General features: G+C 69.5%; 11 protein-coding genes. 6 read left to right on the top strand and 5 right to left on the bottom strand.

Going from position 1 to position 15310, the window contains the following annotated elements; genetic code table 11:
- The first annotated feature begins 33 nt into the window (after window positions 1-33).
- The 3 genes from E4191_RS09655 to E4191_RS09645 are packed head-to-tail and all read left to right on the top strand — an operon-like array spanning window position 34 to window position 3400.
- On the top strand, window positions 34-1131 hold the full coding sequence (locus E4191_RS09655) for an efflux RND transporter periplasmic adaptor subunit (protein WP_135313233.1): 1098 nt from the start codon (window positions 34-36) through the stop codon (window positions 1129-1131).
- Window positions 1128-2480: a hypothetical protein gene (locus E4191_RS09650; RefSeq protein ID WP_135313232.1), complete on the top strand. Its 1353-nt coding sequence runs from the start codon at window positions 1128-1130 to the stop codon at window positions 2478-2480. Before E4191_RS09655 ends, E4191_RS09650 begins: the two co-directional genes overlap by 4 nt.
- Window positions 2477-3400, top strand: a complete 924-nt coding sequence (locus tag E4191_RS09645; protein ID WP_135313231.1) for a hypothetical protein — start codon at window positions 2477-2479, stop codon at window positions 3398-3400. Before E4191_RS09650 ends, E4191_RS09645 begins: the two co-directional genes overlap by 4 nt.
- Before the next feature lie 20 nt (window positions 3401-3420).
- Here the strand turns inward: E4191_RS09645 and E4191_RS09640 are convergent, their stop codons facing one another.
- Genes E4191_RS09640 through E4191_RS09630 form a run of 3 tightly spaced genes read right to left on the bottom strand, consistent with a single transcriptional unit; the run spans window position 3421 to window position 5657 of the window.
- Window positions 3421-4578, bottom strand: a complete 1158-nt coding sequence (locus tag E4191_RS09640) for an ABC transporter permease (protein ID WP_135313230.1) — start codon at window positions 4576-4578, stop codon at window positions 3421-3423.
- Complete coding sequence (locus E4191_RS09635) at window positions 4553-5260, bottom strand: ABC transporter ATP-binding protein (RefSeq protein WP_176562683.1); 708 nt, start codon at window positions 5258-5260, stop codon at window positions 4553-4555. The genes E4191_RS09640 and E4191_RS09635 overlap by 26 nt, the downstream gene beginning before the upstream one ends.
- 10 nt (window positions 5261-5270) lie before the next feature.
- Window positions 5271-5657, bottom strand: a complete 387-nt coding sequence (locus E4191_RS09630; RefSeq protein ID WP_139615469.1) for a hypothetical protein — start codon at window positions 5655-5657, stop codon at window positions 5271-5273.
- A gap of 647 nt (window positions 5658-6304) precedes the next feature.
- Between E4191_RS09630 and E4191_RS09625 the strand changes: the two genes are divergently transcribed.
- Together E4191_RS09625 and E4191_RS09620 are read left to right on the top strand one after the other, a co-directional pair.
- Window positions 6305-7618 carry a coiled-coil domain-containing protein gene (locus tag E4191_RS09625; protein ID WP_135313227.1) on the top strand — a complete coding sequence of 438 codons (1314 nt, stop codon included), beginning with the start codon at window positions 6305-6307 and terminating at the stop codon, window positions 7616-7618.
- Between the two features lie 26 nt (window positions 7619-7644).
- Window positions 7645-8709 (top strand): TAXI family TRAP transporter solute-binding subunit, encoded by a 1065-nt coding sequence (locus E4191_RS09620; protein WP_135313226.1) that lies wholly within the window; start codon window positions 7645-7647, stop codon window positions 8707-8709.
- On the opposite strand, the gene E4191_RS09615 is transcribed toward E4191_RS09620, so the two are convergent.
- Complete coding sequence (locus E4191_RS09615) at window positions 8710-11061, bottom strand: AAA family ATPase (RefSeq protein WP_176562682.1); 2352 nt, start codon at window positions 11059-11061, stop codon at window positions 8710-8712.
- Between the two features lie 441 nt (window positions 11062-11502).
- Here E4191_RS09615 and E4191_RS09610 point away from each other — a divergent pair, with 441 nt between their 5' ends.
- On the top strand, window positions 11503-12276 hold the full coding sequence (locus E4191_RS09610; protein ID WP_135313224.1) for an SDR family NAD(P)-dependent oxidoreductase: 774 nt from the start codon (window positions 11503-11505) through the stop codon (window positions 12274-12276).
- Here the strand turns inward: E4191_RS09610 and E4191_RS09605 are convergent.
- Complete coding sequence (locus E4191_RS09605; RefSeq protein WP_228461211.1) at window positions 12254-15100, bottom strand: AMP-binding protein; 2847 nt, start codon at window positions 15098-15100, stop codon at window positions 12254-12256. The two genes, E4191_RS09610 and E4191_RS09605, sit on opposite strands and share 23 nt — an antisense overlap.
- Window positions 15101-15310: the final 210 nt, after the last annotated feature.

The raw sequence follows: 15310 nt of genomic DNA, 5'->3' as shown, positions 1-15310 counted from the left end.
ATCGCAGGGGCTGTCCTCCTGATCGCGTCGGCTATGTCGGCCGCGCCCGAGGAACATCGCGTCGGTCGAAGGGACCTCTACCACCGGCTGGAACGGACCTGTCTGGCAGAGCCGGGCGATCCTTATCAGATCATCGCACCCTTGGACGGCCGGCTGGAATGGTTGGCCCCAATGGGGCAGGCCGTCGCGGAGGGAGCCGTGCTGGCACGCTATGACGGCACGCAGTTGCGGCGGGACCTTGGTCTGGCGCGCAGCCGCTCGCAGACGGTCGCGACCCGGATGGCGCAGATCGAGGGGCCCTTGACCCAGGCCCGGCGGCAGCTTCAGTCCTTGGATCTGGCCGCGATCGAGCGGAAGCTGACCGAAGCCCGTGAGGCGCATGGCCGCGCGCTTGGCCTGGCGGACGAGGGCCGCCTGTCCGAACAGCGGACCCGGGACAGCACCGAAGCCTTGCGCCAGGTGGAGGACGAATTGACCCGACAGGTCACCGCCACCTCGATCTTCGAGATGGAGACCGAATTGCAGCTGGTCGAGCTGCAAGCCGCTCGGATGGATGCCCGGATCGCGGTCGCGCGGTTGGAGGAGCAGCTTGAGCAGACGCGGATCGTCAGCCCCGTGGCGGGCGAGATCAGCTTTCTCGATCCGCAACTGGCGCGGGCCGGGACCGCGACGATCCGGGCGGGGACGCATGTCGCCTCCGTCTCGCAGCCGCGGCGGCGATGGTCGCGGGTCGGGATGACCGCGAGCGAGGCGGACCGGATGCGCAGGGGCTCTGCCGGCATCCTGACCCCGGATGGCCGGGAACGCGCGGCGCAGATCCTGCGCGTGACCCTGCGCGAGGATGCGTCCCCCTGGGACAAGGACCGCTTCCAGTTCCTGCTGGGCTTCGACGACCCCCACGGGCAGGTCCTCATCGGCAGCGACATCGTCTGCCTGTTCCGCGACGTCGCGACGCGGGATGTGCTGGCCGTTCCCCTGGCCTATCTGACGCAGGAGGGCGATCAGACCCTTGGCCTTCGCCTTGGCACGGGCCCACCGCAGCGGGTCGTCGTCACCACCGGGATCGTCGATCCCCCCCATGTCGAAGTGACCGGCGGCTTGGTCGAGGGCGACCGGATCGCCCCGCCATGACCTCGATTGCTGTCACCGCCCTGTCCCTGACCCTGCTGCTGGCACTGGCCGGATGCGCCCGGCCGATGCTGGTCGCGGCCACCGAGGGCATCGATGCGGTCCATGCCGAGATGGTGCGGGGGCCCGGCGCCGATCCGGGTGCACCGCTCGGCCCCGCGGCTTTGCTGGCCTCGGCCCGGATCCGGGGACCGGATTTCCTGTCGGCGCGACTGGAGGAAGCGGGCGCGCGGCTGCAGCTGGATGCCCGCCGCGCGGCGACGGCCCCGCGCCTGTCATTGGCCCTGCGGCGGCAGGCGTCCCTGCGTCAGGGGGGCCTCGACGCGGGACCGGGCGATGCATCGGTCGCGCTGAACTGGGATCTGGCGGCGGCGCTTTTCTCGGCGGGCGGCGCGGAAAGCATGAAGGCTGCCGAGCGGTTCCTGCCGGTCCAGGCGGGCCTTGCGCAGGCCGAGGCGGCCGGCGCGCTGTTCGACGCCTACCTTCAGCACGAGGACGCCATCCTGACCCGGCAGGAGGTTCAGGCCGAGCTGGACCTGGCCTCCTGTCGCAGCGAGGCGGCGCAGGTCGAGTTGGAACTGGGCACGATCAGCCCGGCGGAGATTCAGGTGGGCCAACAGATGATCGCGTCGCGCAGGCAGCAGGTCGAGGTCGCGGAACGATCCGTCCAGTCGCTGCGGCGCAACGTGCTTTACCGGGCGGGGATCGCCGAGACGGCACGGATCGCTCCGGGACTGGACCCGTTGCAGGCCGTGGCGCCGGTCCCGCCCGACCTGTCGCGCGCGGCCTGCTATGCGCGCTCGGGCAGCGCCCTGCGCGACCGGCTGCTGCTGGAGGGGGCCGTGGGCGCGCTGCGGGTCGCGAGGCTGCAACGGTTCGGCCGCGTCGACATCGCCCTGCCGGCAGATATCTCGCCGACGCGCGGGCTGGATCTGGGCGGGCTGATCTCGGTCCTGGTTCCGGTGGTGGCGCAGAGCGACGGCCAGCGCACGGTTCAGGCGGCCCGTCAGGCGCTGCTGGACCTTGCCCTGACCGCCGAGCGCAACCGCCGCAGTTTCGACCGGCAGCTGTCCGAGGCCGACTTCGCCCGTGCCCAGGCCGCCACCCGGATCGGCGAGGCGCGGCGTGCCCTGGCCGAGGACGCTGCGGATCCGGCCAGTTGCGAGGCCCGGCACCAAGCCCGGCAGGCGCGCCTGCACTTGGCCCGCGCCACGCTGGCCCATCGGCGGGCCGGGATGACCCTGGCGCTGCTCTGCGCCCCGATCGACGCTCACACGGCCTCCGACCCCGGCACCACTGCCCGGCTCATCGACATGGCGGCCCCCAGACCCAGGAAAGGCTCTGCCCGATGATGAAACCTGCCCTTGCCGCGCTGTCCTTCGTGCTCATGTCCACCCTGGCGCACGCCCAAGACACCCCGCCCGCCGATCTGCGCGAGGCGCTGCAGCGTCCCGACTGGTTCGCCCTGCCGCAGACCGATCCCGACCAAATGCTGGCCCGGACCATCCGGTCGATGTTCGCCGGCGATCCTCCACCCCTTCCCGATCTCGAGGCCGAACGGCTTCTCGACGCACCTCTGGGGCAGTTCGTCGGTGTCGTCTTCGGGCAGACGAACCGGCAACTGGACCCGATAGCATCGCAGCCCGATGCCCAAGGGAAGATGACCTACGAGGTGGGCGCGCGGCTGGAGACGGACGCCGGCCACCCCCTCGCCGAGGCGCTGCGCGTGACCCGCTGCCATGTCGTGTCCGAAAACCACCTGAAAGACGGCACCGCGATGGCCTTCCAGTTTTCCGAAGACACGGGCACGGGCTATTCGCTGTCCTTCGTGATCTACGACTATCGGGGTCCGGGGCGCTACAGCTTCGACGCAGGCACGTTGAACTATGCCCGCTATGTGCCGAACGCCCTGGTCGGCATGGTGATCGCCACCCGCATGATCGACGGGGTCGCCACGGTGGTCGGACAGTTCGACACGGTCGGGGCGGGCGGAACGCTGATCCTCGACGAACTGCCCGATGGATCGCTGCTGGGACAGTTCGACCTGGTCGGGCCGGGCAGCACCGACATGAGGGAAAGCCGTCGGGGTGCGACGGACAGGTATTTTTCATCACAGCTGTCAGGACTGTTCCGCACGCTGTCAATGGATGCGCCCGTGATCGTGGAATTCGCCCCCGCTCCGATGATCGGTCTCGGTGGTGATGGCGCGCCGCCCCCGCCGCCCAGCCCGATCTCGACCGTCCGGGTGCTGACCCGGGCGGATTGCCCGTGATCGGATCCGATGGGGCCGGGTCAGGCCGCGCGCAGCACCGCGGCGGGATCGCGGGTCGCGGCCCGCCAGCCGGGGATCGCGCCCGCCAGCGCGCAGAGGATCAGGACCTGCGCCACCGCCTTGACGACCGGCCAGACCGATGGGCGGCCGACCTCGGTCAGGCCGACCGCGAGGAACTCGGCTAGCGGCGCCTTCAGGTGCAGCGCCAGGGCCGAACCCGCGACGGTCCCGATTGCGCAGGAGATCAGGCCGATCAGCATCGCCTCGGCCATGATCTCGCGCAGGATCTGTCCCCGGCTGGCGCCGATCGTGCGCTTGACCGCGATCTCGCGCGCGCGTTCGGCAATGGAAAAGGACATGAGCGAGGCGATGGAGGCGCCGCCCACCAGCAGGATGACGACGCCAAGCCCATTCGCGATCAGGCGGACGATGGCGATCAGCCGCTCGGCCCGGGCAACGACATCCGCCCCCGACCAGATGGTCAGGTAGGCCAGGTCGAAGACGGGATTCAGATGGGCACGCAAGGCAGTGTCGCTCAGGGTGCCCGCCGGTGCCCGCAGGTGGATCGTCCAGCCAACCGCCAGATCGGTGGCCAGCTCGTCGATCCCGTTGGCGATGAAGACCGCCTCGTTCAGTCCAAGGAAGGGCGGAAGTTCCGGCAGGTCGATGGTCCCGACGATCGGGCATCGGCGCCCGTCCAGATCCAAGGCGCCGCTGTCCCCCGAATGCCGCGCGACGGATCCGCCCAGCAGGCACAGCCCATGGCTCTCGTCCCATGCCGGCCCGGGCAGCGGCGCGGCATCGAGGCCGGCAAGAAAGTCCCGGCGCGCCTGGACCAGCCTCACGGGATGCGATCCCGCGTCGGTGATCTGGCGGCTGGTCCGGATCCGCAGGACATGCACCTCGACATCGACGGGCAGGATCTGGTCCAGGATCCGATCGATCCGGGCGTCGAAGGCCGCGCTGTCATGGCGGTTTCGGGTCGCGGCCTGCATGTCGGACAGCTGCCCGGTCAGCAGGAACTGGTCGTCATCCTTCAGCGCCAGCTGGGCCTGAAACGCACGAATCGCGTCATGCGACAGCGCATAGTTGGTGACGATCCCAAGGATGGCGATCGACAGCGTCAGGACCGCGAACAGCAGCCGCGAGGGCTTATGCGCCGCAAGGATCTGCAGCATGGTCCATCGCGATCAGGCGTCCCAGATCCATCCGCGCCACCCGGTCGAACTGTCGGACATGCGCCATGTCATGGGTGACGACGACCAGCGCGCGCCGTTGCTGCGCCAGTCCGACCAGCAGCCGCATGATCTCTTGCCCGGTGGCCTGATCCAGGCTGCCGGTGGGCTCGTCGGCCAGGATCAGGTCGGGCTCGTTGACGAGCGCGCGTGCGATGGCCACGCGCTGCCGCTCTCCTCCGGACAGGCGCGCGACGGGGCGCGAGGCGAGAGGGCCGATGCCGACCCTGTCCAGCCAGTGCCGGACGCGTGCCGGGCGGGCGCTGCGCGCAACGCCCGCATAAGCCAGCGGCAAGGCCACGTTCGCGGCGGCGGTCAGGTGGTCGATCAGGTTCGCGCTTTGAAAGACGAAACCGATCCGGCGCCGGCGGAGCGCCAGGATCCCGCGCTCGGGCATCGCCGACAGGTCCGCGCCATCGAACAGCACCCGACCCGATGTGGGCCGGCTGAGCGTACCGATCAGCTCCAGCAGCGACGACTTGCCCGACCCCGAGGCCCCCAGGATGGCCAGGGACTGCCCCCGCAGCACGGTCAGATCGACATCCCTGACGATGGCAATGCTGTCGGACCCCGCCGTGATCCGGCGGACGACCCGCCGCATCTCGACCAGAGGTTCCGAGGTCATGGGGCCGCGATCACCCGCATCCGAGGCGTCGGACCACATCGAGCGTCAGCCCGGCCTGCGCCCGGTACTGCGAGTAGAGCTGGGCAAGCGTCCCCGCATCGGCGCCCGCCCTGCCGTTCTGGACATAGACGTTGTAGGCCCCGCCCGCCGCGAGGCACTGGGTCGAGGTCTGGACGTTGGGGCATTGGGACGCGCAGGCCGGAGGAATTCCGCGTGTCGTCGTGACATCGATGTTCAGGCAGGCCGATGGACATTCCGTCGTCTGTGGCAGGAGCGGCGTGAAACTTGTCGGGCTGTTGTCTTCGAAATCCGTATCGAGATCGTCCTCGATACAACCAGCGACCAAGGCGACGCTGAGAAGCGCGGCTATTCCAAGCGCCTTCGGCTTTCTGAACATGTCGTAAATCACGGCTGTCTCTCCGTTATTCTTTGAGGATTGTGATGCAGACCCCTTCTTCCGGAACTGCCTGAAACTGCAAGGACGGTATTTTTCAGGGCAGGACATGTCAATTTTATGAGATGTACAGTTTATATTTAAGGTTAATGAGGGAAAAATAAATCGTGAGTGCCGAAAAATCTCCGGACCTATTCCCATTAATACATCTGCAGATTTGATCTGCAGATAACGGTGGTGATTTTTGAGGGAATATAAAGATCGAATAGGAATGAGGAATGGTGAAAACATTTAGACGGTGAAAGGCAGGTAAATCGGAAGACTTGAAAATATGCGGGACATGAAAGGTCTTAATGCAGGATCTTGTCGGTCTATTGCCGAGCAAAGCAAGGCTACATCCTTCATATTCAACCATAAAATGTTTATGATTCACGGCCTTCAACCAACGCGCTAGTGAATTGCGCTTGCGTTCGATTTCACCCCTCCGGTTGGGCCCTTTCTCCGTACCAAAAGGGTCGGTTCACCTTGACAAACCATCGTTTCACCGCATCATCGGCGGCTATTGGGGAGTATGTCTGGTGAATGGTAAGTCTGGTCTTTCCCTGTCCGTTTGGGCTGTTGCGGGTCTGCTGTGGACGTCGGGCGCAGGGATGGCCCAAGAGACGCCGCAGGACCTTGCCGCGCAGGCCCAGAGCCTGCGCGAGATCATCGCCACCATGGAATCCGAAACCTCCGGCATGGAGGGCCGGCTTGACGGCGCGCGGGCCGAACTGGCCGATCTGGAGAGCCAGGTTGCCGAGACGGCCGCGGCACTGGAGGAGCAGCAGACCAGCGTGACGGTGCTGCAGGCGCAGGAAGACCAATTGCGCGCGGCGATCGCCGAGGCTGAGGCGGAACGCGCCGCGCAGCAGACCGCATCCGAGGCCCTGACGGTCGAGATGGCGACGCAGACCGAGCAGGCCGAGGCCGAACGCGCCCAGCATCAGGCCGATTTCGAGGCCATGACCGCGGCGCTGGCGGATCTCTCGGGCCGGGTCGAGGCGGCGCGCGCCGAGGACGCCCGTCTGGCCGAGCAGCTGGAGGCGGCCCGTGCCGAATCCAGCGAACTGTCCGAACGGCTGGAGACGGCCCGTGCCGAGGACAGCGCCCTGTCCGGGCAGCTGGAGGCGGCCCGTGCCGAATCCGGCGAACTGTCCGAACGGCTTGAGACGGCCCGCGCCGAGGACAGCGCCCTGTCCGAGCAGCTTGAAACGGCGCGCGCCGAAGAGGCTCGGCTGTCCGAAAGGCTCCAGGACCTCGGCGCCTCCGAACAGGAGCAGACCGAGCGGCTGACGAACCTGGAGGCGGAGATCGCCACCGCCGCCGGGCGGTTGGACGAGGATATTCCGGCGCGGCAGGCCGAGCTGGAGGCGATCCAAGCGCAGATTTCGGACCGGACCGCCGAGCTGGAAGACCTGAGCGCGCAGCGCGAGACCCTGCAGGCCGAGGTGGCCGGGTCCCAGGAATTGGCCGACCAGATCGCCGCCCAGGAAAGCCAGGCCGCAGACCTGCAGGTGCAGGTCCGGACACTGACGGCCGAGCTGGACGACCTGACGCAGGCCCGCGACGCCGCCCTAGCCGCGGCGCAACCGGAGCCCGAGGTCGTCCCGGAACCTGCGGAGGTCGCGACCGCAGACTCCGAGACCCCCGAACCGGCAGGTGCGGCGGCCCCCGAGGCCCCGGCACCCGAGGAGGTCGCCGCGGCGGCCCCCCTGGACGGCGTGACCCTTCAGCCGCGCGATGCGGCGCAGGTCGGCGCGACCTTGGCCGTCGTGCCCGGACTGCCCGCCTCGCCCGACCAGCGCGCGCGGCTGCGCGACCTGCTGATCGAAGGGCATTGCACCATCGACGCGTTGCGCGAGGTGCAGAACCCGATCAACCGTCAGTCGCTGCTGGTCCTCGTGAGCGAGCTGGGAGGATGCTGAAACCCATCATGCGGAAAGAAACGACAATGCGACATTCCAAGCCTCTGGCCCGCCTGACCCTCGTGATCGTCGCCGCGCTCGGCATGGCGGCCCCGGCATCCGCGCAGGATGCGCCGATGACCATCGTGACCGGGTCCCCGACCGGAACCTACATCCAGATCGGGCGCGACCTGAACGGGCTGATGCAGCAATGCGGGCGGGATCTGGAGGTGGTGGAATCCGCGGGCTCGCTGGAGAATTTCCTGGCCGTGCGGCAGCGTCCGAACACGCAGTTCGGCATCGTGCAGAACGATGTGCTGGAATACATGCAGACGTTTTCGGGCGACGATCCGGGGGTGGCACGGGCCATCGCGGGCGTGCGCATCGCCTTTCCGCTCTACGAGGAGGAGGTCCATATCCTGGCACGCCGCGACATCGCGGATTTCGGGGGGCTGGCCGACAAGCGCGTGGCCATCGGGGTCGAGGACAGCGGCACCTTCCTGACCGCTTCGCTGATGCTGTCCCTGGCGGGGATCGAGCTGGCCGAGGCGCTGCCCATCGCCCCGGCCGACGCGCTGCCGCAGCTGGAGGCCGGAGAGATCGACGCCTTCTTCTACATCGCCGGCGCCCCCGCCGCGATCTATTCCGAGAATGACATCGATGCCGAGCAGTTCCACCTGCTGCCCATCCAGGACGCGACCCTGCAGGCGGTCTATGCGCCCGCGACCCTGCCGGGGGGAACCTACGACTTCCAGCCCGATCCGGTCGAGCTGGTGACGGTCAAGGCCGTGCTGATGACCTATGAATACGACGCGCGCGGCAACGCCTATCATCAGGCCAGCTGCCGGGGAGTGTCGGACCTGTCCTCGCTGATCCTGACGAACATCGACACGCTGCGCGAGGAGGGCCACCCCAAGTGGCAGTCCGTCGATCTGGGCGACATTCCGACCGGATGGGACATCGCGGCCTGCGTCAACCGGGGCATCGATCCGGGCTATGTCAGCAGCTGCACGCCCCCGGCGCCCGAGGCCCCTCAGCCCCAGGCCGCCCCCACCGACAGCGAGGCGAACGCCGCCTATCGCCGCAGCATCTGCGCCGCCGTCGGCTGCTGATCAGGGAAGGGCCGCGTCGGGATAGGACCATTCCGACGCCGTCCCCGCCGATCCGTCGGGGCCGAGGGCGCTGACCCGCCAGCGGGTGACGCGCTCCGCCAGCAGCAGGGCGGGCAGCACGGTCTCGGCCTGCCGGATGTCCTCGCTTTCCCCTGCAGGGACGAACTCCACCAAGAACTGCGCGGCGACCGCGCCTTCGGGATCGCGCCAGTGCAGCTCGGTCTGGCCGGTCGTGATCACCATCTGGGACACGGGCACGGGTGCTGCCTCCACTGCGATGCCGGAGCCGCTGCGGCCCTCCAGCGCGTCCAGCCGGGCGGCAGCGCCGTCCACCTCCAGCGCCAGCGCATAGGCGGCCCGTGCGCGGTCCGGGTTTTGCGGCACCCCGATGCCGGTCTCGTAAAGCTGGCCCAGGTAATAGGCGGCCCGCGCATTCCCCCACAGCGCGGCGCGCGTGTAAAGCTGCGCCGCCTGTTCGGGATCCGTGCCGCCGGCGACCAGGGCCTCGGTCAGCAGGGCATCGGCGTCGGGCACCGGATCGATGCTGGCGCCGCGCAGGCCGGGGACCGGCGGCGGCACGACCGCCTCGGGGGCGGGCTCGGGAACGGGCGCGACCGCGACCGGCTCGGGCGTCGGCTCGGGGGCCGGGGGCGCGGGTTCGGCGGCGGGCGCGGCGACCGGGGCAGGGGCTGCGACCTCCATCGGCGCGGGCTGATCGGCGGTGGGTCCTAGGACCATCACCGCGGCGGCCGCAAGGCCCAGCCCGGCCGCGCCGGCCAGTCCCCAGTGCAGACCACGGCCCCTGGTCCTCTCGGGATGATCGACCGGTTCCGGCCGCGGGGGCGCGATCGAGGGCGCCACCCGGACCGGAGACGGGCGCGCGGCAGGCGCGGGCGTGGCAGAGGGCTCTGTCCGCGCGGGCTTGACGACCAGAGCCATCGGCACGGCTGCCGGTTTCGAGGGCAGCGTCCTGCGCCCCTCGGGACGGGGCGGGGCGGGCTGCGCAAGCGCGGGCCTTTCCTTGGCCACGGACTGCAGGGCCGCCGGCTTGCGCTTGGTCACGGCCGTCTGCACCGGCACGGGCCCATTCCGGGCCGGGACGGGTTGCGGTCTTTCCTTCGCCGCAGCCGGTCGCGGAGGCGACTTGTCGTCCACGACGACGGGCGGCACGGGCGCTGGCTTCGACAGGACCGGGGGCAGGGGCACCGGCCTTTCCCGGGTGACGAAGGACGGGGCGGTGGTCGGCTTCTCCCTGGCCGCGTCCGGCCGAGGCAGCACCTGCCGATGTTCGACATGCGCCGGCGGAAGCCGGGGCTGACGGTCTTCGACCACGACCGGCGGAGGAGGGGCCTGCCGGTCCTTGATGATTTCCGGCCGAGGCAGCGCCTGCGGCTCTTCAACCGGCGCCTGCGGAAGGGGCGCTTCCCTGTCTTCGACCACGGGCAGCGGGAGGGGGGGCTGCCGGTCCTCGATGACTTCCGGCCGAGGCAGCGTCTGCGGATCTTCGACCTGCGCCTGCGGAAGGGGAGCCTGCCGGTGGTCGACCACGACCGGCGGCAGAGGCGCGGGCTTCGCCACGACCGGTGGCAGAGGTGCGGGTTCCTCCGCGACCGGGGCGGCGGGCGAAGCCTGCTCCACGGGCCGCGCGATCTTGGCGGCGACCCCGGCCCGGACGGGATCGAACAGGTATCGCTGAACCAAGCGGTTGATGATCTTGGGGCGCCCTCCCGAGGCCTCGTGCAGCAGCTCCAGCCGCGAGCTGTCGAAGGTCATGTCGCCGACGGGGCAGGCGCAGTTCGCCATGCGCAGGCGGTGATCGACATAGGCAGCGGTCTGCGCCTCGGTGAAGGGCGACAGGTGCAACCGCCCGCCGATCCGGTCGTGCAGTGCAGGGTGGTCGGGCTGGGCGGGCATCGCATCCAGCCCCGGCGCGCCGATCAGCACGACGTAGAACACCGGCAACCCGCTGCGGGGCGGGGTGGTCAGCTGTTCCAGATAGGTCAGCGCCGGTCCGGACAGATGCTGCGCCTCGTCCACGATCAGCAGCCGCCGCCGACCCGAGGCCAGGGATTCGGCCATGAACCGGTCGTGGCTGGCCAGGGGATCTTCGACCAAAACCCGGACGTCGGACCCGAAGGCCTCCGGCACCGCGCGCCGCAGGTCGGTTGGCTGCGTCTTGCCAAGATCCAGCAGGCCGACCTGCATGGTCGCCCCAAAGGTGGCGGCCAACTTGCGGGCGAAGGTGGTCTTGCCGGTCCCGCCGTCGCCGGTCAGCACCAGGACGGGCCGGTCGCCGATCCGCCAGGCCCGGACCATCGCCAGGATGTCGTGATGGGCCGGCGTGATAAACATCAGGCCCGCTTCCGGCGGGGACCGGAAGCACGAACAGGACGGTGTTTGGGGCGCATCGTCCATCGTCATCTCCGCCAGCAGCTTGGGAGGCCTGAACTGGATCTGCTGGTTTCCCAAGATATTAAGGACGATGGCAGGCCATGTCTAGAAACCGGCAGGTGATTGATAACGTTTCAACTTATGATTGCAGGGCGGAACGATTTGCGCGTGCGTATCGGCGCCGTCGCTGCGCAGTCCCGTGGCAGACGGCGGCATGGTCCGGTCGGTCGGGCCGATGCCGTCCGCCATGGCGCCGGGATCGGGGACGGCCCCTCGGGGATTTCCGGTTGAACGTCACCCCGTGGCCCCGTCATAAGGGCCGCATCTTTCGGCGCCACGGTGCCGTTCGCGCGTGCCCCCCGGGGCGCGGGACACCCGGATCTGACGGAACAGGTTGACCAGATGAGCACCACACAGAAGATCGCGATCGTCACCGGCGGGCTGTCCGGCATCGGATACGCGATCGCCCGCCGCTTCGTGGCCGAGGGCATGATCGTCCATGTGGGCGCCCGGCGCGGCGACGATCCCTCGTTCCAGGAAAAGCTGCGCGCGGCCTTCGGCGGGCCGGTCGTCGTGCGGGCGCTGGATGTCCGGCAGTCCGACAGCGTGGCAGCCTTCGTCGATGCGGTCGTGGCGGCGCAGGGGCGGGTCGACGTGCTGGTCAACGCCGCCGGCGTCTATGACGAGGCGGCGGTGATCGGGCATTCCGATGCGGTCTGGGACGACCAGATCGACACGAACCTGACCGGCGCCTTCAAGATGATCCGGGCGGTGATGCCCCTGATGACCAGGCATAAGTGGGGGCGGATCATCAACATCGCCTCGGTCGCGGCGCATCAGGGGATGGCCGACAACGCCGCCTATTGCGCGTCCAAGGCGGGCCTGCTGGGTCTGGGCCGCTGCGTCAGCCTGGAGGGCGCGGCGCATGGCATCACCTGCAACAGCATCAGCCCCACCTGGGTCGAGACCGAGATGCTGCAGCAGTTCATCGCCCAGGACATGGCCAAGGGCGGGCTGTCCGAGGCCGAGGTCCGCGCGACCTACGAGGCCTCGAACCCGCAGGGCGCGCTGGTGCAGCCCGACGAGATCGCCGGTCTGGCCGCCTTCCTCGCCAGCGACGCGGCCCGCGCGATGACGATGGCCGACTATCAGGTCAACGCGGGATCGCTGTGGTAGCCTCCGGCACCAATTCGGGCTGAAGGCGCCGCGCCAGCAGCGCCGCCGGGTCCGAGACCTGCCCATAGGGCCCGAGCGCGGACCAGAGGCGCTGCGCCGTGGCCGTGTCATAGGCGGCATCCGCCTGCAGCGTGCCGGGGGCGTCCTGCAGCAGCCGTCGCTCGACCGGGGTCAGGGGGGCCATGTCCAGCCAGGCGGCCCGCGGGATCGTGGGCAGGGACGGCGCGTCCTGCGGCCAGGTGACGGCCGCGTCGCCGATCAGGTTGGCATGGGTCACGCCCTCGGGGACGGATTGCAGCAGAAGCCGCGCCGCCGCCCGCACATCCGTCATCCGGAAGCACAGGCCTTGCGGCACCCGTCCCGACCGCTGGCAGGCCTGCAGGATCGTCTCGTAGATGTCCTTCGGATTCGGCGCCTCCAGATCATAAAGCGACGGCAGGCGCAGGATCAGGGCGTCGATCCCCGCGTGCGCGATGGCCCGCTCCGCCGCGATCTTGGCCGCGCCATAGCCCGAGATCCCCTCGAAGGCCGTCGCGGGGCCTTCGGGATGGGGCCCGCCGCGGTCGGGAAAGATCGAGGTCGAGCTGGAAAAGGCCAGCGGCGCGCCCGCGTCGCGGCAGAACTGCAGGATCGTCGCGATCCCCGCCTGCGACCAGGCCTCCATCCGGTCGCGGTCGACCGCCAGGTTGACGGTCGCGGCGCAATGGACGACCGAGGAGACACGATGGGCCAGATCGGCGTAGGTCGCGGGATCCAGCCCGAAGCGCGGATCCTCGATCGCGCCCGCCACGATAACGAAGCGATCCTGCGGCACGCCGAGCGCGGCGGCCCGGTCGGCCAGACGGACTGCCGGATCATGGGTGCGGGGGCGCACCAGGCAGTAGATCACCTGACCCTCTGGCAGATGGCGGGCGGCCTCGGCCAGAACATGTCCGCCCAGAAAGCCCGTGGCGCCGGTCAGCAGGATCCCGGCCTTCCGGACGCTGGCCGGCGGGGTGGAGGCCGCGGCCTCGGTCGTCAGCAGCGCATGCAGCCGCGCCAGCGGCAGGTTCAGCGCCCATTCGAAATCCACCGGGCGCCCATAGGCCGCCTCCAGCGACAGGATCAGGTCGACGCACATCAGCGAGTCGCCGCCCTGATCGTGGAAGGACCGGGCGGGGTCGATGCTGCGGGCGGCACCGCCCAGGATCCGCGCGGCGCAGGTCAGGGTGGGGAGGTCATGCGCGCCGTCCGCGCCCCCGTCCTCGGATGGCACAGGCGGCAGCGCCTTGAAGTCGCACTTGCCCGAGACCGGGTTGATCGGAATCTCGTCCAGCCGGGCCAGCCAGGTCGGGATGCAATAGCGCGGCAGGACCTGCTGCAGGGCCAGGGCCAGCGCCTGCGGCATCCGCTGCCAGTCCGTGCCCAGGGTCCAGGCATCGGCATTGCGCGCCCTCTGCGCGGCGTCGGCGGTGTAATAGACCACCAGCACCTGTCCCGGGCCCTCGACCTGCTGCACCCAGGGGATCGACTGCCCAAAGGCCAGATGCGCGGCCAGCGTCTCGGTCAGTTCGCGCGTCTGGATGCTGTGGCCGCGCAGCTTCAGCATATGCGCGATGCGCCCCAGCACATGGATTCGGCCGTCCTCGGTGACATAGCCCCGGTCGCCGGTGTCATACAGTCGCCGGTCCGCCCCGTCCAAGGTCAGCATCCGGAAGCGTTGTTCGGTCTCCTCGGGGCGGTTCACATAGCCCGGGCCCAGCATGCGCGGCCCCTCGAAATGCAGCAGGCCCGGCTGGCCCGGCGCGCAGGGCCGGTCCCCGTCGTCCAGAACCACGGCCTGCAGATGCGGCATCGCCACGCCCACCGAGACCCCCTCGGCCGGGGCGGGGACGCCGTCCAGCCGGGTGATGCTGATGTCATGGGTCTCGCAGATGCTGTAGAGGTTCCACAGCGCGGTGCCGGGCAGCCTCCTTTTCGCCTCGGCCACCAGCCGGTCGCTGACGACCTCTCCGTTCAGCACCACGCGGCGCAGGGGCAGCGCGGCCCCGATCTCCGGGTCGATGCCGCCGAGGGTCTTCTCGAAGAAGGACGGGGTGAACAGCATCTCGTCGATGCCGTGGCGCGACAGGAACGCGACCAGCGCCTGCGGCGACATCAGGTCGTTCAGGCCGGGAAACTGCAGCTGGGCGCCCATCCGCAGCGGCCGGAACATCTCCCAGATGGCGAAGATGTAGATGCCCACCGTCATGGACGGATCATAGGGGGTGAAGCCGTCGCGCCATCGATAGGACAGCCAGGCGGCGTCATGGGTGACGGGGATGCATTTGGGCCGCCCGGTCGTGCCCGAGGTGGCGACCAGATAGATGATGTCGGTCGGGCGCACATCCGCCGCCGCCAGCGGTCCCACGCCGTCGGGCGGGCGCCGGTCGAGGCAGGTCTGCGCGTCGATGATGCGGCAGGCCCTTGGCAGCTGATCCGGCGCGGGGGGCTGGCAGGTCACGATGGTCGCGACCCCAAGCTCGGCGACGATGTTGGTCAGCACCGCCTGCGGCATGGCGGGATCCAGATGCACGAAGGGCCGCCCGCCGATGACGCAGGTCACCGCCGCCGCCGCCAGCAGGCTGCCGGGGGCGCCGAACAGCGCCACGGGACCGTCGCCGGACAGCTGGCCCTGCAGCACCTGGACGAACTCCGCCAGCTGGCCATAGCTCAGCCGGTGATCCCGGTCGCAGAGCGCGAGGCGGTCATGGTGGGCGTGACAGGCGCGGACCAGCTCCGCAGGCACCAGCTCCGCAGGCGCCATCGGGTCGTCGGTGGCGGTCGTCTCGACGGATCTGGACATGTCGGAAATGCTCACTGAAAGGTCGTGTTCGGTCGTTCGCATAGGAGAGTTGCCCGGGTTTGTCCACCGCAGGCGCGGGCGGGTGCCGCCCCGCCCGACGCGGCGATGCGGCCAAGTGTCACGCGACGGCGGTCCTGTCTGCGGCAGAGGCCAGTCCCGGTTGCTCCACCCGGGGGCAGGCACCGGATCCGTAACGCAATCGTAGAGATC

It is taken from the genome of Paracoccus liaowanqingii, from assembly GCF_004683865.2.
Classification (GTDB): domain Bacteria; phylum Pseudomonadota; class Alphaproteobacteria; order Rhodobacterales; family Rhodobacteraceae; genus Paracoccus; species Paracoccus liaowanqingii.
The sequence above is the reverse complement of the archived record's forward strand: the minus strand, read 5'-3'. Positions and strand labels throughout refer to the sequence as shown.

Bases quoted from the DNA above. Each gene is read 5' to 3' on its own strand.
- E4191_RS09605 (WP_228461211.1), bottom strand. From the start codon at position 15,100: ATGTCCAGATCCGTCGAGACGACCGCCACCGACGACCCGATGGCGCCT.
- E4191_RS09630 (WP_139615469.1), bottom strand. From the start codon at position 5,657: ATGTTCAGAAAGCCGAAGGCGCTTGGAATAGCCGCGCTTCTCAGCGTC.
- E4191_RS09655 (WP_135313233.1), top strand. From the start codon at position 34: ATGTCGGCCGCGCCCGAGGAACATCGCGTCGGTCGAAGGGACCTCTAC.
- E4191_RS09650 (WP_135313232.1), top strand. From the start codon at position 1,128: ATGACCTCGATTGCTGTCACCGCCCTGTCCCTGACCCTGCTGCTGGCA.
- E4191_RS09615 (WP_176562682.1), bottom strand. From the start codon at position 11,061: ATGTTTATCACGCCGGCCCATCACGACATCCTGGCGATGGTCCGGGCC.
- E4191_RS09635 (WP_176562683.1), bottom strand. From the start codon at position 5,260: ATGACCTCGGAACCTCTGGTCGAGATGCGGCGGGTCGTCCGCCGGATC.
- E4191_RS09625 (WP_135313227.1), top strand. From the start codon at position 6,305: ATGGCCCAAGAGACGCCGCAGGACCTTGCCGCGCAGGCCCAGAGCCTG.
- E4191_RS09610 (WP_135313224.1), top strand. From the start codon at position 11,503: ATGAGCACCACACAGAAGATCGCGATCGTCACCGGCGGGCTGTCCGGC.
- E4191_RS09640 (WP_135313230.1), bottom strand. From the start codon at position 4,578: ATGCTGCAGATCCTTGCGGCGCATAAGCCCTCGCGGCTGCTGTTCGCG.
- E4191_RS09620 (WP_135313226.1), top strand. From the start codon at position 7,645: ATGCGACATTCCAAGCCTCTGGCCCGCCTGACCCTCGTGATCGTCGCC.
- E4191_RS09645 (WP_135313231.1), top strand. From the start codon at position 2,477: ATGATGAAACCTGCCCTTGCCGCGCTGTCCTTCGTGCTCATGTCCACC.